Origin of the sequence: Pseudomonas sp. MWU12-2037, assembly GCF_023242345.1 — a bacterium.
Taxonomy (GTDB): Bacteria; Pseudomonadota; Gammaproteobacteria; order Pseudomonadales; family Pseudomonadaceae; genus Aquipseudomonas; species Aquipseudomonas gingeri_D.
Genome location: NZ_JALLIZ010000016.1, coordinates 1 through 17,393, shown reverse-complemented (window position 1 = coordinate 17,393; position 17,393 = coordinate 1). Strand labels below are relative to the sequence as shown.

13 protein-coding genes are annotated in these 17,393 nt (G+C 64.4%); 1 reads left to right on the top strand and 12 read right to left on the bottom strand.

Going from position 1 to position 17,393, the window contains the following annotated elements:
- Positions 1-65 precede the first annotated feature (65 nt).
- From M5B42_RS23990 to M5B42_RS23965, 6 genes are all read right to left on the bottom strand, one after another.
- Complete coding sequence (locus tag M5B42_RS23990) at positions 66-1,205, bottom strand: DegT/DnrJ/EryC1/StrS aminotransferase family protein (RefSeq protein WP_103496105.1); 1,140 nt, start codon at positions 1,203-1,205, stop codon at positions 66-68.
- Positions 1,206-1,443: 238 nt separating this feature from the next.
- Positions 1,444-1,764, bottom strand: coding sequence for a DUF2388 domain-containing protein (locus M5B42_RS23985; protein WP_248747217.1), 321 nt, complete (start codon positions 1,762-1,764; stop codon positions 1,444-1,446).
- Between the two features lie 67 nt (positions 1,765-1,831).
- Complete coding sequence (locus tag M5B42_RS23980; protein WP_177100912.1) at positions 1,832-2,281, bottom strand: NfeD family protein; 450 nt, start codon at positions 2,279-2,281, stop codon at positions 1,832-1,834.
- 10 nt (positions 2,282-2,291) lie between these two features.
- A complete protein-coding gene (locus M5B42_RS23975; protein ID WP_103496108.1) occupies positions 2,292-3,212 on the bottom strand; it encodes an SPFH domain-containing protein in 921 nt (306 codons plus the stop codon).
- A gap of 112 nt (positions 3,213-3,324) precedes the next feature.
- A complete protein-coding gene (locus tag M5B42_RS23970; RefSeq protein ID WP_248747216.1) occupies positions 3,325-5,106 on the bottom strand; it encodes a type II/IV secretion system protein in 1,782 nt (593 codons plus the stop codon).
- A gap of 143 nt (positions 5,107-5,249) precedes the next feature.
- Positions 5,250-5,588, bottom strand: coding sequence for a hypothetical protein (locus tag M5B42_RS23965; protein ID WP_177100915.1), 339 nt, complete (start codon positions 5,586-5,588; stop codon positions 5,250-5,252).
- A gap of 139 nt (positions 5,589-5,727) precedes the next feature.
- Between M5B42_RS23965 and M5B42_RS23960 the strand changes: the two genes are divergently transcribed.
- On the top strand, positions 5,728-6,204 hold the full coding sequence (locus M5B42_RS23960; RefSeq protein ID WP_248747215.1) for an Lrp/AsnC family transcriptional regulator: 477 nt from the start codon (positions 5,728-5,730) through the stop codon (positions 6,202-6,204).
- A 4-nt stretch (positions 6,205-6,208) separates the two neighbouring features.
- Here M5B42_RS23960 and M5B42_RS23955 read toward each other — a convergent pair whose 3' ends face one another.
- From M5B42_RS23955 to bcsQ, 6 genes are read right to left on the bottom strand one after another with little or no spacing between them, the layout of a single operon-like run.
- The gene (locus M5B42_RS23955; RefSeq protein WP_248747214.1) at positions 6,209-6,877 is read right to left on the bottom strand and encodes an alginate O-acetyltransferase AlgF; all 669 of its coding nucleotides are present in this window, start codon (positions 6,875-6,877) and stop codon (positions 6,209-6,211) included.
- Positions 6,874-7,533, bottom strand: coding sequence for an SGNH/GDSL hydrolase family protein (locus M5B42_RS23950; RefSeq protein ID WP_248747213.1), 660 nt, complete (start codon positions 7,531-7,533; stop codon positions 6,874-6,876). The genes M5B42_RS23955 and M5B42_RS23950 overlap by 4 nt, the downstream gene beginning before the upstream one ends.
- A gap of 18 nt (positions 7,534-7,551) precedes the next feature.
- Positions 7,552-11,448: a cellulose biosynthesis protein BcsC gene (locus tag M5B42_RS23945; RefSeq protein WP_248747212.1), complete on the bottom strand. Its 3,897-nt coding sequence runs from the start codon at positions 11,446-11,448 to the stop codon at positions 7,552-7,554.
- A 23-nt stretch (positions 11,449-11,471) separates the two neighbouring features.
- Complete coding sequence (bcsB, locus tag M5B42_RS23940; protein WP_248747211.1) at positions 11,472-13,772, bottom strand: cellulose biosynthesis cyclic di-GMP-binding regulatory protein BcsB; 2,301 nt, start codon at positions 13,770-13,772, stop codon at positions 11,472-11,474.
- Positions 13,769-15,970, bottom strand: a complete 2,202-nt coding sequence (gene bcsA / locus M5B42_RS23935; protein ID WP_248747210.1) for a UDP-forming cellulose synthase catalytic subunit — start codon at positions 15,968-15,970, stop codon at positions 13,769-13,771. Before bcsA ends, bcsB begins: the two co-directional genes overlap by 4 nt.
- The gene (bcsQ, locus tag M5B42_RS23930; protein ID WP_103495535.1) at positions 15,967-17,037 is read right to left on the bottom strand and encodes a cellulose biosynthesis protein BcsQ; all 1,071 of its coding nucleotides are present in this window, start codon (positions 17,035-17,037) and stop codon (positions 15,967-15,969) included. The genes bcsA and bcsQ overlap by 4 nt, the downstream gene beginning before the upstream one ends.
- Positions 17,038-17,393 lie beyond the last annotated feature (356 nt).

The window sequence follows — 17,393 nt, the reverse complement described above, 5'->3', positions numbered from 1 at the left end:
CCGCGTTATCGTTCATCGCGAGCAAGCTTGCTCCTACAAGAGCAGGCGTGCTCGCGATCACGGTGTTACGGCTTCAGGACTGCCTTGACCGCCGCCACCGAACGCTCGACATCGGCCTTGGTCATGGCGTTGAACATCGGCAACGACACGATCAGGCGCCCGACGCGCTCTGCGATCGGGAACATGCCTTCCTTGAAGCCGCGTTCGCGGTACAGGCTCAGCAGGTGGATCGCCGGGTAGTGATAACCGATGCCGATGCCGCGCTGCTTCATCTCTTCCATAAAGGTCGCCCGCGCCGGCTGGCCGTCCTGACGCTCCGGCAGTACCAGCTGGAACATGTGCCAGTTGCTGTTGGTGAAATCCTTCACCGGTAGCTGGGCACCGTATTTCTCTTCGAAATCACTGCCAAAGCACTCGAAATAGTACTCGGCCAGCCCGCGGCGGTGCGGGGTGATGGCATCGATATGGGCAAACTGGCCCAGGCCGATGGCGGCGGCGACGTCGGTCATGTTGAATTTGCCGCCCAGCACGTCCACGTCCAGGCCGTCATGGCCGGTACGGGTCACGCCCTGCAGGCGGTACTTCTCGGCCAGACGGGCCTCTTCGGCGTTGTTCAACACCAGGCAGCCGCCTTCGGACGAAGTGATGTTCTTGTTCGCCTGGAAGCTGAACGACACCAGGTCACCCAGGGCGCCGATCTTCTGGCCGTTCCATTCCGAACCCAGGGCCTGGGCCGCGTCTTCGACGATGCGCAGGTTGTGTTTCTTGGCGATGGCGTACAGGCGATCCATGTCCACCGGCAGGCCGGACAGGTAAACCGGGATGATCGCCTTGGTACGCGGGGTGATGGCGGCCTCGACCTTGTCCAGGTCGATATTGCGGGTTACCGGGTCGATATCGGCGAACACCGGGGTCGCGCCGACTTCGATGATCACGTTGGCGGTGGCGACCCAGGAGATCGGCGTGGTGATCACTTCGTCGCCCGCGCCGATACCGGCGATGCGCAAGGCGATTTCCATGGTGCAGGTGCCGGAGTTGAAGGTGCGCACCGGACGCCCGCCGAAGTATTCCGACAGTTGCGCTTCAAAGGCCGCGACCTTCGGACCGCTGGTGATCCAGCCGGAACGCAGGACATCGCCCACGGCGGCAATGGTCGCTTCGTCAATGGTCGGTTTGGAAAAAGGCAGGAAAGGAAGTTCGCTCATGGGGTCGTGACGTCCGATGTGAAGGCCGACAGTGCTCTACCGGCAGTGAAGAGTAGACAGCAAGGCTGCAATGCTGGCGATGATACTGTTTTAAGGTGAAAATTCGGTGCTTTTTTTGCTGTCCGGACGCTGAACGAGCACGTCGGGCCGGTGCCTGGGTGTCGATCGGCGGTTTCTGCCGGGCAACGCAAAACGCCGCGGGTAAGCGGCGTTCTGGTTTGTGGGTGAAGTGTTTGAATCAGTCTTCGGCGACGGTGTTCTTCGCCAGGATGGCGTTGGCCAGTTGCATGTCGGTGACCTTCAGGTCCGGGTTTTCGGCCCGCAGTTTTTGCATCGCGGCCTCCAGATAAGGGCCACGGATGCCGCCATTGCTGGCGACGAAGCTGCTGGCATCGTCCTGGGAGGCGGCCACCAGCTTGTGGTCCTTCCTGAAGGTCAGGTAGGTGGAGCCGGTGGTGGCGCCAGAGGAAAGGACGTTGCGCCAGAACTCGTCGGCCATCGCTGCGCCGACGGGAAGGGTAAACAAGGCCAATGCGACAACTGCTGTTTTGAGACGCATGAGAGTGACTCCGGTGTGGGTATCTGAAAGGTTTGATGCTCGCCGTCGCACTGTAGTTCCATCGGCCTTACTGAATCCTTTCCACCCGCAGGGTACTGCCGTCCTGACCAACCACCCGAACCTGGGTACCCACCTCGCTATCCGGCCCGATGGCCATCCAGACGCTGTCACCGACCTTGATCTTGCCGCGCCCGGCGACAATGGCGACATGCACCACGAAGGTCTTGCCGATCAGGTCGTGACCACGCTCATTGAGTCCCGGCTGGTCGCTGGGCCGGGCGTTGTTGCGTTGGCGTTTCCACCAGAGCCACGCGGTCAGGATCGACAGCACGCCGAACAGCAGCAACTGCAAGGTCCAGTGCAGGCCGGGAATCAGGTAGGTCAGGACGCCCACGGCCGCGGCGGCAGTCCCCACCCACAGCAGGTAACCGCCGGCGCCGAATATCTCGAAAATCAGCAACAGCGTGCCGAGGGCCAGCCAGTCCCAGAACGACAGGTGTTGCAGGAATTCCCACATGGGTGTTGCCTCAGGGTTTCTTGCTGTCGAAGGTGGCCTTGACGATCTCGCCGATGCCGCCTACCGCGCCGATCACCTGGCTGGCCTCCAGCGGCATCAGGATCACCTTGCTGTTATTGGCCGAGGCCAGCTTGCCCAAGGCGTCGATGTATTTCTGCGCGACGAAGTAGTTCACCGCCTGCACGTTGCCCTTGGCGATGGCCTCGGATACCACCTGGGTCGCCCGGGCTTCGGCTTCGGCCTGGCGTTCACGGGCTTCGGATTGCAGGAAGGCCGACTGCCGGGCGCCCTCGGCTTCGAGGATCTGCGCCTGCTTCTTGCCTTCGGCGGTGAGAATCGCCGAGGCGCGCAGGCCTTCGGCCTCGAGGATTTGCGCGCGTTTGACCCGCTCGGCCTTCATCTGCCCGGACATGGCCGCCATCAGGTCGGCGGGCGGGCTGATGTCCTTGATCTCGATGCGGGTCACCTTGATCCCCCATGGCGCGGTCGCTTCGTCGACGGTACGCAGCAGGCGTTCGTTGATGGCGTCGCGCTGGCCGAGCATGGCGTCCAGTTCCATGGAGCCGAGCACGGTGCGGATATTGGTCTGCAACAGGTTGCGGATGGCGTGCTCGAGGTTGTTTACCTCGTAGGCGGCCTGGGCGGCGTTGACCACCTGGAAGAAGCACACGGCGTCGATCTGGACCGTGGCGTTGTCGGCGGTGATGACTTCCTGGGGCGGGATGTCGAGCACGCTTTCCATGACGTTGATCTTGCGCCCGATGCGGTCCATGACCGGGATGATGATATTGAGGCCCGGCTTGAGGGTGTTGGTGTAGCGCCCGAAGCGCTCCACCGTCCATTGATAACCCTGGGGCACGACCTTGAAGCCCATGAACACCAGGGCAATGGCCAGGCCGACGAAGAGCAGGAGTACGCTACCGATTTGCATGACGATTCCCTGTTGCAAGTGTTGATCGAGAAGGCTGTTACCTTGAGTGTAACGGGGCTTGCCGGGATAAAAAGTGTTTACTCGGCAATGGACGCATGTCGTGACACTTTCATCAGCGCTGCTCGCTCTGCGGCGTGACCCGCAACACCTCCTCGACGGTGGTCAGCCCCGCCGCGACCTTTTGCGCGCCGGACAGGCGCAGGCTGCGCATGCCGTCCTTGAACGCCTGGCGACGCAGGGCCAGGAGGTCGGTATCGGCGTGGATATGCGCTTTCAGGCCGTCGTTCAGGACCAGGATCTCGTAGACCCCGGCGCGCCCGTGATAACCGGTGTCGCGACATTCCAGGCAACCGACGGCGCGCTGGGCACCGCTCGGCATTGGCGCCTGCCAGGGTCGGGTCAGGCTTTGCCAGTCGTCTTCTTCCAACTGGGTCGGCGCCTTGCAGTGCGGGCACAGGGTACGCACCAGGCGCTGGGCCATGACCCCGAGCACGGTGGCCTTGATCAGGTAGTGCGGCACCCCCAGTTCCAGCAGGCGGCTGATGGCGCTCGGCGCGTCGTTGGTGTGCAGGGTCGAGAGCACCAGGTGGCCGGTGAGCGCGGCCTGGATCGCCATTTCGGCGGTTTCCAGGTCGCGGATCTCGCCGATCATGATGATGTCCGGGTCCTGGCGCATCAGCGCGCGCACACCGCTGGCGAAGGTCAGGTCGATATTGTGCTGGACCTGCATCTGGTTGAAGGCCGGCTCGATCATCTCGATCGGGTCCTCGATGGTGCAGAGGTTGACCTCCGAGGTCGCCAGTTTCTTCAGGGTGGTGTACAGCGTGGTGGTCTTGCCCGAGCCGGTGGGGCCGGTGACCAGGATGATGCCGTTGGGCTGGCGGGTCATGTCCTGCCAGCGGCGCAGGTCGTCGGCGCCGAAGCCCAGTTGGTCGAAATCCTTGAGCAGCACCTCCGGGTCGAAGATACGCATCACCATCTTTTCGCCAAAGGCGGTGGGTAGGGTCGACAGGCGCAATTCGACTTCGCCGCCGTCCGGGGTCTTGGTCTTGACCCGGCCGTCCTGGGGCTTGCGCTTTTCCGCGACGTTCATCCGGCCCAGGCTTTTCAGGCGGCTGACAATCGCCATGGTCACCTGGGGCGGGAACTGGTAGACGTTGTGCAGCACGCCGTCGATGCGAAAGCGCACCGTGCCCTGTTCGCGACGCGGCTCGATATGGATATCGCTGGCCCGTTGCTGGAAAGCGTACTGGAACAGCCAGTCGACGATATTGACGATATGGGCGTCGTTGGCGTCCGGCTCCTGGTCGCTGGCGCCGAGGTTGAGCAACTGCTCGAAGTTACTCGGATTATGGTTTTTCTGGTCGACCAGGCTGGCCCCGCTGACCGACTTGGCCAGGCGGAAAAACTCCACGGTGAAGCGCTGGATATCCACCGGGTTGGCCACCACCCGGCGAATCGGCAGCTTCAACACATGGCTGAGGTCGGCTTCCCAGGCCCGCACATAGGGCTGGGCGCTGGCGATGGTCACGCCGTCGCGGTCGACCGACACCGCGAGGATCTTGTGCCGCTGGGCAAAGGCGTAGGACATCAATGAAGTCACCGCCGCCACGTTGATCTTCAGCGGGTCGATGCGCAGATACGCCTGGCCGGCATGGCGGGCCAGCCAGAGGGTGAGGTTTTCCAGGTCCAGGGGTTTGCCGGGACGACTCAGGTCGGCCAGTTGCTGGCTGGCGATGAACTCCAGCGGATGCTGCTGGGTATCGCGCGCGGTACGCCGGGTGGCCAAGGCCTGTTCGGCCGCCTCCTGGCTGATAAAACCCTGGGTCACCAGTTCGCGCAACAGCTCGTTGAGATCCAGCCAGCGGTCCTGGGGAAGGGGGGCGACGGGCATGCGGGCTCCTATTCGGTCGGTCCTGCAACCAGCGATTCAGACGTAGTCCCTGTCTGATCGTCAATTGCCAAGAATAGACGCGAGGCTGCCTGACGTTGGCGTCGATACCAAGACAAAGATTGCGATTCTTTTCAAAAAAGCCGTCAGCCCGCGGCCTGTGCGCTGTGCCGCTGTGCGCCTTGGGTCGGTTGCAGGGCCACGGAACAGACGCTGATCAGGTTGCGCATTTTTTCACCGATGACCTGGGCGCGGTGCCAGCTCAGGCCGTCCAGCACGATATCGATCGCCAGCAGTCCGTCGTCCTGTTGCGCCTGGACCTGTCGCGGGGTCAGGAACTGCAGGGCAAACAGGTTCAGCAGGCGGCAGAGCAGGTCCGGCTCGGCTTCGGCGAGGACCTGGTAGCGCACCTGGCAGTGGGCATTGCCCGCCGCCCAGACATCGGCACGGGTGGGGGCGTCATGGAGGGCTTTGGGAGAAGGCATGGTGGATTTCCTGGGGCGGCGACGGGATAGGCTGGGGGAATTTTTACACGCCGAGCCGGGTATTTCTTATCTATGATGAGCTGATATGGTTTGATCAGGACATGATCTATTCGCTAATAGCCTATTAGAGGGGTTTTTTATGCAGGGCGAGCTGGACACCTACGACCGCCGGATCCTGGCCTTGCTGCAAGAAGACGCCTCGCTTTCCAGCGCGCAGATTGCCGAGCAGGTGGGGTTGTCCCAGTCACCCTGCTGGCGGCGGATTCAGCGGCTCAAGGAAGAGGGGGTGATCCGTGCCCAGGTGACCTTGCTCGATCGCAAGAAAATCGGCCTCAACACGCAGATTTTCGCCGAGGTCAAACTCAACGCCCATGGGCGCTCCAACTTCACCGAGTTCACCGAGGCGATTCGCGGTTTCCCGGAAGTGCTGGAGTGTTATGTGCTGATGGGGGCGGTGGATTTCCTGTTGCGGATCGTCACGGCGGACATCGAGGCCTATGAGCGGTTTTTCTTCGAGAAGCTGTCGATGGTGCCGGGGATCCAGGAGGTCAACTCCATCGTTGCCCTGTCCGAGATCAAGTCCACCACCAGCTTTCCGGTATTGCGCCCGGCCTGAAGATTCATTGGGCGAAGGCGTCCTTGACGAACACCAGGACCGGTTTGCCGTTCTGGGACAGGATCAGCACCGTGTAGCGCTCTCCCGATTCCAGCGGGCCCAGGCTCAAGGGCGCGGTGACCAGGGTGCCGTCGCAGAAGCCTTGCACGGACAGTTTGACCGGGTTGACGTCGCGTCGCTCCAGCAGACCGGGGTTCAGGTCATGGAAAATCGGCTGCTCCTTCCGACCTGCACGACGCAAACCGCCGCCGGTACAGTCCGGGTCGGCGTTGATCAGCGCCAGCGACGCCTGGAGGCCATTGAAGTCTTTCGGTTGTTCGCGCACGGTCAGCAGTTCAAAGCCCTTGTCGCCGGGGACCACCACGAAGGTCACGAACTCGCCGGGGGCCAGGTTCAACTTGACCGGCACGCTGACCCCGGCACTGCTCAAGACGCCCGTGACCGGCTTGTCGGCGGGCACCGCGGAGAACACCGAGACCACCGATGGGGCCAGTGTCGAAGGTGTCTGTTCGCCCTCCGGGAGCACGTCGAGGGGGCTGTCCAGGGCGTTGACGAAGCGGATGAAGGCCGAGTCCCGGCTCGGCCCGGTGGGATAGAGCGCAGTATCGCCGTGGGCGGCAGCGAAGCTTATCAGCGTCGCCAGGCCCAACAGCAGTTCGCGTATCCGATTCATTTTCCCGCTGCCTTGAGCGCCGGTGCCTGCAACAACGCCTTGACGATGTCCTCGCTCCAGGTCTGGTAGCCGGTGCGGGTCAGGTGCTGGCCGTCAATGGTCGCCCACTGGCCCTTGGTGGAGAATTGCAACGAATCGATATAGCTGCATGGCGCGACGTTTTTCGACAGGAAGTCCGACATCGTCTTGACCCGTTCGTAGGTCTTGCCGTACATACCGCCCTCGCTACCCCAGTTCGGCCCGACCCAGACGCAGGGTGTGTGGTGGGCGGCGATGGCCTTGACCAGGCTGTCGGTCTGTTTCCAGATCCAGGCCTTGGGGAAACTCGGTTTGTCGTAGCTGGCCATGGTGTCGCCCATGACAATCAGGGTGACGTTGGGTTTGTCGCTGTCCAGCAAGTCGCCGATCGAGCGGGTCGATGCACCGACCAGCACCGTGGCCTCGGCCGTGCCCCGGCGTTCGGCGCCGCCGCAGGGGCTGGGCGTGGCCTTGAGCCAATCGCCGGCATTGGCCCCGCAAATGCCCAGGGAGTGGACCTGGGCGCCCTGTCGGCTGAGGGCCTCGTGCAGCGGGTTGAGCAGGAAATCCGGAGTGGCCAGGTGGCTGTCGCCGATGATCAGGATGGTCAGGCCCGCCAGTACGGATGAGGTTGCCACGGTGCACGCTCCCTGGAGTCAGTTGGAGTAAGGCGAACGATAGGGGCTGACCGGCAAGGCCATGGGCCCGGTCATCTTCTCGAACAGGTAACGCAGGTACAGCTCGGCGTTCACCTGGCGGTAATCCTGGGCGTTATCCACCCCCAGCGAACCGCCGAGCAGCACATTCGAACCGAGCCGGTATTCGCCCGCCGCATTCAGGTTGTAGCCGATGCCGGTGCTGTTCTGGCCCGGATACGTGAGGTTGTTGGCGGCCTGCTCGGCGCTGTGGCCGGGAAAGTAGTCGGCGCCTTTCTGGTCGATATGCTGGACCCCCAACGCACCACTGAGCTTGTAGGTGAAACGGTCGGTACGCTGGGACCAGGTGACCGGGACCGCCATGGAGAAGAACGTCTGCGGGCTGAAGTAGCCGCCGTGGCCGTAGGTAAAGAACCCCTGGTTGTTCTCGTAGGACAGGGCCGAGGTGCTCAGGCCCACGGTCAGCTTGTCGTCGGGCTGGTTGTCCAGGTACCAGTAGATCCCGCCGCCCAGTTCGGCGCGGGTGTTGGACTCGACGTTGTTGCCGACCAGCTTGTGCAGGGCGCCGTAGCCGTAGACCCCGACTTCCTGGTCGTCGTAGCCGAGCTGGACACGTCCGCCGTTGGCGGTCACGCCACCCCACTTCACGCCGGTCCGCCGGTCCTCGGTGCCGGCGAATGAGGTCACGCTGTCGGTGACCGGGCGCCGCGACAGGGCGATGCTGTAGTGCATGTTGGGGCTGGATACCAGCGGCTGGTCCAGGCTCACGCCGCCGATCACGGTGTTGTAGGTGAAGCCCACCGGGCTCACGCCGATATCGGCCTTGATGCCGTGCTCCGGGTTCTCCACTGCCACGGCCATACCCACGCCGTTGGCCTGCTGCGAACCGGGGGAGCCGCTGGCCAGGCCGCTGCCGAAGCGGGTGAGGCTGTCGCTCTTGACGCTGCCGGCGTGCAGCGAAACCGGCGTCACCCGCAACGCCACGCGATTGTCGCCGGCGGGCAGGTTGGCTTCGAACGGCGTTTCGACATCGGTCAGTTTGCTCAGGCCCGATTCATTGTTGTTGCTGCGCACGCTCAGGCCCTGGGCGATATAACCGCTGCGCTCCTGGAGAATTTCGTCCAGCGCGAGCTGCGCCGGGCTCTGGTTCAGGCGCGCGGGGTCGTCTGAACGGCGTCCGGGGGCAAAGGGATTGGCGCTCGGTGCCGGGTCGCTGTCCAGGCCGCTGTCGGGCACGGCGTCCGAGGCACTGTAGAGCTGCGGGGCCATGGCCGGGTCGGGTGGCATCGTATCGGCGGCCTCGCTGCCCGGCGCCAGCGGATCGGCTATACGGGCGGTACCTCGACGCGGCTGCCCGGTTTGATTGCGGAACGGGTTGTCGCTGTCGTCGTCCTGGCTGTCGAAGGGCTGGCCGTCGCGGCGTTGACCGCCCTCGATGGCCACGGCCTGGCGCAGCAGTTCGGCGGCCTCGGCACTTTTGCCCATGGCGCGGTAGGTTGCGGCGGCGCTGGTCAGCACCTTCGGCACGCCCGGCTTGAGCGCCAGGGCGGTCTTGAGGGACTTGTCGGCCTGGGCGTAGTCGTGGTCCCGGGCGGCCAGGCTGGCCACGCTCAGTTGCAGGTCGGCGTTGTGCGGGTCGTTCTGCAACAGGGGTTTGTACAGGGCCATGGCTTTGGCGTTATTGCCGTTGGCGGCATACATCCGCGCCAGCGCCGAGATCGCCTGGGTGTCATGGGGGTATTGCTTCAGCGTCGGCTTGAGCAGGTCGTAGGCCCCGGCCAGATTGCCTTTCTCGCGCAACTGGTCGGCCTGCTTGATGCGGTATAGCTTCACCAGCTCGGCGTAGTGGCGGTGATCGCTGTCGTTGAGGCGAGCCCCTTGCAGGGAGCGGAGGATATCCGCGGCATCGTTGTCCTGGTCGGCCTTGAACAGGATGTCGGCGTACAGCAGTTGCAGTCTGGCGTCGGGACTGGGGGAGCGCTCCACCAGGTCGCGCATCAGGGCCACGCCCTGTTGCGACTGACCGGCGTCGATATAGGCCGAGGCCAGGATCGCCACCCGATCCGGCTTGCCGGCGGTCAGGGCCTGGCTGCGGGCCAGCAGCGCCTGGGCTTCCTGGCGCTGGCCGCGCCTGAGGTTGTCGACGGCGGCTTCGGTCTGTACATGCAGGGCGATCTCCTTGCCCAGTTCGTCCATTTCGCGGCTGCGCCTGGCTGGCGGGATGCGTGCGAGGCTGGCCTGGGCGTCCTGCCATTCACCCAGCTGGGCCGAGAGCAGGGTCCGGGTATACAGCGCATCGGGTTGGTCGGGGTGGCGTTTGAGCAGGTCGTTGACCTGGTCCTTGGCGGCCTGGGTGCGGCCTTGCCCCAGGTAGATCCGGGCCAGGGCAAAGCGCGTCCAGGTATTGCCCGGGTCGTCCACCAGGGCCTGGCGATAGGCTTGCTCGGCGGCGCGCAGGTCGCCGCGCTGTTCGGCGAGCCGCGCGACCTGGGTGGCGCGCAACGAGCGGATGGACACGGCGGAGCCCAGGTGGGCCTGGTCCGCCGGCGGGATCGAGTCGATCAGCTTGAGCGCTTCATCGGCTTTGCCCTGCTGCGAGAGCACCGCGATCAACCCGCTGAGGGCTTGAGGGTCGTCGCGATGGCTGGCGAGGATGCGCCGGTAGCTGGCCTCGGCCTGGGCCAGATGGCCTTGCTCGGCCTGCAAGTTGGCCAGTGCCACCTGACTGGCCGGCTGGCCGGGGTTCTGGCTGGCGGCCTGTTCGATCATTTTCCGCGCCTGGTCCTCACGTCCGGCCTTTTGCGCCTCGCTCGCGCCGGCCATCAGCTGCCAGTAACGGACGTTGTCCAGCGCCTGTTTCCAGGGATGCCCGCCGGGCTGCTGGGTGGCCCGCAGCAGCAGGTCCTCGGCTTCGTTCAGGCGGTCCTGCTTTTGCCGCAGGACACCCAGGCCGCCGAGGGCGTCGGGGTCGTTGGGTTTTTCCTTGAGACGGGTTTGAAACGCCTGCTCGGCGGCGGCCAGGTCACCGCCCTCAAGCGCCTGCAGGCCTTGGGCGTCCTGCGGGTCGCGTTGCCAGGCGGGCACTTTGCGGGCGGGTGCCGCACTGCTGCGGGCCAGGGTCTTGCCCTTGTTCATCAGGTCGCGGATTTCCTTGTCGTTCGGGTGCGCGGCGAGGAACTGCTCGAACAGCGGGACTTGCGCCGGCGCCGGCGGGCCGATCCAGGTCAGGGCGAAGCGCCAGGTTTCGTTGGCGTCACCGCCGACATCCTTGTCCTTGGCGAGGACCGCCAGGCGGCGGATGCCTTCGGCCCGGGTGTCGAGGTTGCGGACCATGTGCTTGGCCAGGAACAGCGCCACGGCGCGGTCGTCCGGGCGTTCGCGCAGCAATCGTTCAAGACCGGCGCGGGCCTCCTGTTCACCGCCCTTGGTGTAACCCAGCAGGTAGTAATACTCGCGGGCCAGGGTGCCCTGGGGCTGCCGACCGTTGAGCAACTGGCGGTAGACTTTCACCGCTTCGTCGTATTTGTCGGCGTCCACCAGTTGCCGCGCCTGGGCCAGCAGTCGGGCCTGCTCATCGCTGCCCAGGGCAATGTCCTGTTCGAGTTGCTGGGCCTGGCGGGGCTGCGGCACCAGTGCCTGCAAACGGGCCAGGTACTTTTTCGCTTCCTCCGGGCGCTTGAGTTGGACGTTGCTCAGCCCCAGGCCATAGAGCGCTTCCGGTTGATCGGGGGCGATCAGCAGCAACTTGTTCCAGGCGTCCATGGCCCGGTCGGGGTTGTTCTGCGACTGCCAGTAGCGCCCTTGCTCGATCAGTTGCGCTTGTGGATCGTCGGCCCGGGCCTGAAGGACCGGGCTGGCCAGGGCAAACAGCAATGTCAGGGTGAGGGTGTGGCGCATGCCTGTTCTCCCGCGCCGTGGATTCACGACAACCGCCGTTTGGCCTGGGCCCGCAGCCCCAGGAAGATCAAGGCACAGAGCAGCACGAAGCCGATCAGGACCGCGAGCAGCATCCCGCTCAGATGCCGCGACAGCAGCAGCTGCAAGTGCCGGAACCAGCCCAGGTGACCGACGTAGTACGGCTGGTCGGCGGCCAGGGTGGTGATCTGCTTGTCCTGGATCACGGCCAGGCTGCCCTGGATCAGGTCCTTGTAGTCATCGCCACCGATCATCGCTGCGGTGACCTCGGTCAGTCGCGCCGGGTCGCTGCTGGCGACCACCACTACACTGCGGCCGTTTTTGAGCGGCGACTCGAAGCCCGCCAGATAAGGCGTGCCTCGGCCCGACCATTCCAGGGTGGCGCGGGTCTTGCGGATCGCCGCTTGCGAGTCGGGGCTGAACCAGTCGTGAATGCGCAAGGCCAGGTCGCTCAGGTCGAAGAAGTGCCGGCTGCCTTCGCTACGGGCCGGCAACGCGTCGGCCCATTGCTTGAGCAGGGGCTGGTCGTTGCCGGTGGCGAACACCAGCAGGTCCTTGTCGCTGACCCCCTCGACGTCACGGGCCTGGATCACTTGCAGGCCGGTGGCCGGATAACCGGTGGATTCGCCGAAACGCCCGAGCACGGTGAGGAAGGCGCTGAGGGTCGCGGGCTCCTGGGTGTCGGGCATCACCACCGCGGTTTCCGAGAGGTCGGCCAGGCGGGTGAAGGGGAAGCCGCTGTCGCGGAACTTGCCCAGGTCGGGCATCGCCGTGTAGTGGTCCAGGCCGCTCAGGTCGATGGTCGAATCGCCTTCGATCTGGCCGCGCATGTCTTCGACGATGACGTCCCGGCATTCGCCTTGTTTGACATAGTCGTACAGGTAGCGCATTTGCAGCTGCGACTCGTAGGTGGCGATGTCCAGGGGCAGGTACATGCTGGCTTCGCGGGGCAGGCTGTCGTCTTTCTTCAGCCACTCGAGCAGGTCCGGGCTGCCGTTGAGATTGGGGATCGACGGCAATTGCATCGAACGCACCAGGTGGTCGTTGAGGTGCACCAGCAGTGCCGAGTTGGTCGAGAACTGCTGGGGCGTGTAACGGTATTTGAGCAGCAGCGGAGCGCCGCGTCCGCGCCATTCGAACAGGTCCGGCGCCAGGCGCAGGGCAATTTTGATGTCCTCGGGGCTGTAGCCGGAGACATGCAATTGCCGGGCGTCGACCAGCTCGCCGAGCTTTACCGGCCGGTCGGTCGGCAGCCAGTTGGGCGCGTCATAGGGCACGCGCACCGGCAGCGGGTCGAGGTGGTCGATCAGCGCGGTGGCACCGGACAGCGACTGGCTGCCCAGGGCGACGGCCGTGGCGGCAATCTTCAGTTCAGCGTCGTTGCGTCCGCTGATCACCAGCAGCTTGCCATAGGGGTCGTTGGGGTTGGTCATCATGGTCACGCTGGGGCCGCTGGCCGGATTGCTCGACAGCTCGCCCAGCGCCAGGGTTTCGCGGTGGGTGACGAAGACAATCGCATTGCCCTTGGCCGGCAGTTGCCCGACGCTGGCGGGAAAGGTCGCGGTGCGGTAGCTGGCCAGGGCGCCGAACTTGGAAGCGATCGCCGCGGCCGCTTCCAGCTTGGCGGGGCTGGGGTTGGCGTCGAAGACGAAGGGCAGGACCAGCGGGCGCGCATCGTGGCGGTCGAAGAACGGCACCGGCAGCAGGGCCAGGTCATTTTTCAGGGCGATGGGCGAATACTGGATATTCAGCTGGCTGTCGTTGCCGACCCTGGCCCACAGGCTCGAGTGCAACGGGTCTTCGCACTGCATCGTGTAGTGCCCGATCAGTTGCAGGTCCAGCCGGTTGAAGTCGGTGATCAGCCGCGCGGGGATCTCGACCACCCGCTCCAGGTCCTTGCCGGCCTGCTCCCGGGGTAGCGGCAGGCTGACGGCGACCCTGTCGTTGACCAGCACGTTGATCTGCGACAGCTCGGGCAGCATCAGCGCCGAATAACCGTAATGCAGGACCACCTGGACACCGGTCACCACCTGATCGGCGCGAATCCCGAAGTCGACGCTGTCGGTCGACTCGACACCGCGCAGGTACAAGGGGTCACGGCGTCCCAGTTGCTTGAAGGTCAGGCTGTAGCTGTTCTTGTCACCGGCGATCACCGGGGCCTGGCCAGTGCCGGCGGCGGGGCTGCTGCGGTTGTCTGTTTGCGTCACGGCGTTGCCGGAGCCCGGATAGACGCCGCAGCAGAGCAGCAACAGGAGGGCGTAACGAATGCAGCGTCCATCGCTGCCAGCGGAGAATATCGGGCTCATGGCGTGTCCAGGGCAGGTGCTGAGGAAGAGGTGCCGGAGCGCCGCCGTTCGAGCGCCTGGCCGGGTAATCTGAGGGTTGCCTTGAGCAACTCGGAAACGCCGTGCACGGCGATGACGCTGATCGCGCGCAAGGCCTTGAGTGGCGAGTCGGGGGTGCTGGTGCCCCAGTTCCGCGCCCAGGTGTCGGCGCGGGAGAAGGTCAGGTGGACCAGGTCGCTTTGCTGGCTCAAGGTCATCGGGTCGAAGCGGATGCCGACCGTGTTGCCGCGGCTGAAGACCACGCTGCCGTCGAAGTGATAGTGCTGCTGGTGGCGAAACAGCGAGACCCGCAGCGGTGTACCGAGGGGAATCGATTGACCTGGTGCCAGCTTCAGGCCCAGGCCGCTCTGCGAAAAGTCCTGGGTGTGGCTGTGATACTCGGTGCCGTCGGCCAGCCGCAGGCCGACCGGCAATTTCGCCTCGATCCGGGGGTCGGCCCGTACCTGGCGGGTTTCGCTGGCGACCGCGATGGCGGCGGCGCACATCAGGGCGTTGTACAGGGCCCAGACCTGGTTGAGCAGCACCGTTTCATCGGTGGTGACGTCGGCACCGAGGTAGTCGTAGACCCCGTACACCACGGCAGCGATATTCAGGACCAGCAGCACGATGTAAGGCCGGGCCATCTTCCAGTCGAAGAATCCAGGGTGCAGGTCGCCGCCCTTGTCGGTGACGTTGAAATGCCCGGATTTTGGCTTGAGTATGCCCATCAGCACCGGCGTCAGGATGTACCAGGCCAGCACCGTTTCGTAGACCTCGTTCCAGTACGAATGGCGGAAGCGCCCCTGGATGCGCGAGTTGGTCAGGTTGGCCAGCAGCAGGTGCGGCGCCGCGTAGGCGGCCACCATCAGCGGCGCGGCATGGAAGATCTGCGCGCCGAACACCAGGTAGGCCAGGGGCGCGGTGAGAAACACCAGGCGCGGGAAACCATAGAAAAAGTGCAGCATGGCGTTGCTGTAGCAGATGCGCTGGCCGAGGGTCAGGCCGCGGCCGAGCATGGGATTGTCGGTGCGGAAAATCTGCGTCATGCCGCGGGCCCAGCGCACCCGCTGGTTGATATGCCGCGAGAGGTTTTCGGTAGCCCTGCCGGCGGCTTGCGGCAGGGCCAGGTAGGCGGTGTTGTAGCTGGCGCGGTTGAGTTTCAGCGAGGTGTGGGCGTCTTCGGTGAGGGTGGTTTCGTCCATCCCGCCGATGGCTTCCAGCGGTGCCCGGCGCATCAGGGCGCAGGAGCCGCAGAACATCGCGGCGTTCCATAGGTCATTGCCGTCCTGCACCAGGCCATAGAACAACTCGGCTTCGTTGGGCACCGCCTGGTAGGTCTTGAGGTTTTTTTCGAAGGGGTCCTGGGAAAAGAACACGTGGGGTGTTTGCAGCATCGCCAGCTTGGGGTCCTTGAGAAACCAGCCCATGCTGATTTGCAGGAAGGAGCGCGAGGGCACGTGGTCGGCGTCGAAGGCGGCGATGTATTCGCCGTGGGTGACCTTGAGCGCCGCGTTGAAATTGCCGGCCTTGGCGTGCAGGTTATTGTCGCGGGTCAGGTAGTGGGCGCCGACGCTCTCGCAGAACAACCGGAATTCGTCGCGATGACCGTCATCCAGCACATAAACCTTGAGCTTGTCTGTCGGCCAGTTCATCCGCAGCGCGGCGAACACGGTGATCTTGACGATCTCCAGGGACTCGTTGACGGTGGTGATGAACACATCGACAGTGGGCCATTGCGCCGGGTCTTCGCTGAGCAGGATCGGCCGGCGCTTGAGCGGCCAGGCGGTCTGCACATAGCCGAACACCAGCACCAGCAGCGCATAGAGCTCGGCCAGCACCAGGGTGTAGCCGAACAGCATGTCGTGGAAGTTCTCCAGCTCCAGGGTCTCGGTCAGGCGCCAGTACATGTAGCGCAGCGAGGCGATCAGCGACAGGCTGATCATGGCAATGATCGGCAGGTGACCTTCGAAGCGTCGCAGGACCAGGACCGCGATCACGCAGGCAAGGCCGAACAGGGTTTGCTGGAGCAGGTCCGCGGGCGCGCTGATCACCCCGGCCAGGACCACGGCGCAGAGGATCGCGGCGCACAGGATCAGGCCCAGGCGCAGTGGCTGCGACCATTGGCGGAGGTGGTGCAGGGCGGTGCCGAGCAGGCGTTGGACGCGGCGTTCGAAGGTCATGGGTGCTGTGACTCCAGCTGATCGTGGAGCTTGTCGGCGATGGCCAGGAGGTCCTGGCAGCCGCGGGATTCGGCGGATTGCTCGAACGGATTGCATTCATAGGCCAGCGCCTCGGCGATGGCCTCGTCCCAGGTGATCGTGCCGAGCAGTTGGGTTTTCAGTTGGCTCTCGAGGATCTGCGCGATGTCCACGGACAAGGGGTGGGCGTTGTCCACGCCGTTGATCACGAACCAGCAGCTTGCCGGCCTGTCACCGCCCAGGTGGGGCTTGATCGCCGTGATCAGGCGCTCGAGGGCGGCGTGGGAGGCCGCGTCGGGCCGGACGACGGCGATCACCAGGTCGGCCATGTGCAGCGCCTGCTGCTGATAGAGCGTGCTGCCGGGAGGGGTGTCGATGATCAGTGTGTCGTGCTTGCCTAGGGCCAGTTCGTTCAGGTGGCGGGCCAGCCAGTGCGGGTCACCTTCGAGCTGGTGTTCAAGGGCTTGCAACTGTTGCGGGTCGTTCTCGCCGAAGGCCAGCAGCCGGGTGTTGGCGTAGCCGGTTTGCGCAAGATCGTGCCAGCTGCGCTGTTCCAGGCTGGCCTGGCAGATACCTTGTGCGGGTGGGCGGGTGCCCAGGTGATGGTATTGCGCATTCTGTGGGTCGAGTTCGAGGACGATGGCCTGCCGGTCAGTGCTGTTGAGCAGGATGGCCAGGAGACTGGCCAGGGTGCTGCGGCCGACGCCGCCACGGGTCGAGACTACCGCAATGATCCGACCGGGAACCTGGGCGGCGAGGGCCGGCTGGGGTTGTTGCGTGGCCTGCGCCTGGCGTTGCCGGGCGAGATCCTGGAGCAGTGTGCGCAGGGACGGTGCTGCGGTTGTTTCAGGCGCGCCGGTATCACCCTGGACGAGCGGCGGCGAGGTCGGTTCGGCAGGCGTGGGGGCTGGAGGCTGGGGGGCCGCAGGGGTGGGCGCTGGCGTTTCGGTGAAGACCCGGGCCACCTCGATTTCCCGATAGCGGTCGGCCTTGGCACCGAACTTTCCCATCAGGTTCGCAACATCATCGTCGTCATCTGAAGGCTGCATGACAGCACCCATCCGTACCATTCTAAGAAAATCTTGAAAGGGGACAGATACGGCTAATCACACAATGCCGTCGTGCTGCATGCCTACCGGGCGGTGGGCAAACGATGGTGTTCTTAAAGGTGTCGCCTGAACGTCTTGCGATAGAACCGAAGGCACTTAGTGTTAATCCAGAGTGCTTTATTGATCTATCAGGTTCAAATGTAGACCAGATTTACCGATGCAAGAAATTTTCGGCGTGTGTCATGTCGAACAGCGCACGGTTGTGGCACGTTTACCTGTAGGAGCCGGCTTGCTGGCGATAGCGATTTATCAGGCGACAACGATGTTGGCTATCTGATCGCATCGCCAGCAAGCCT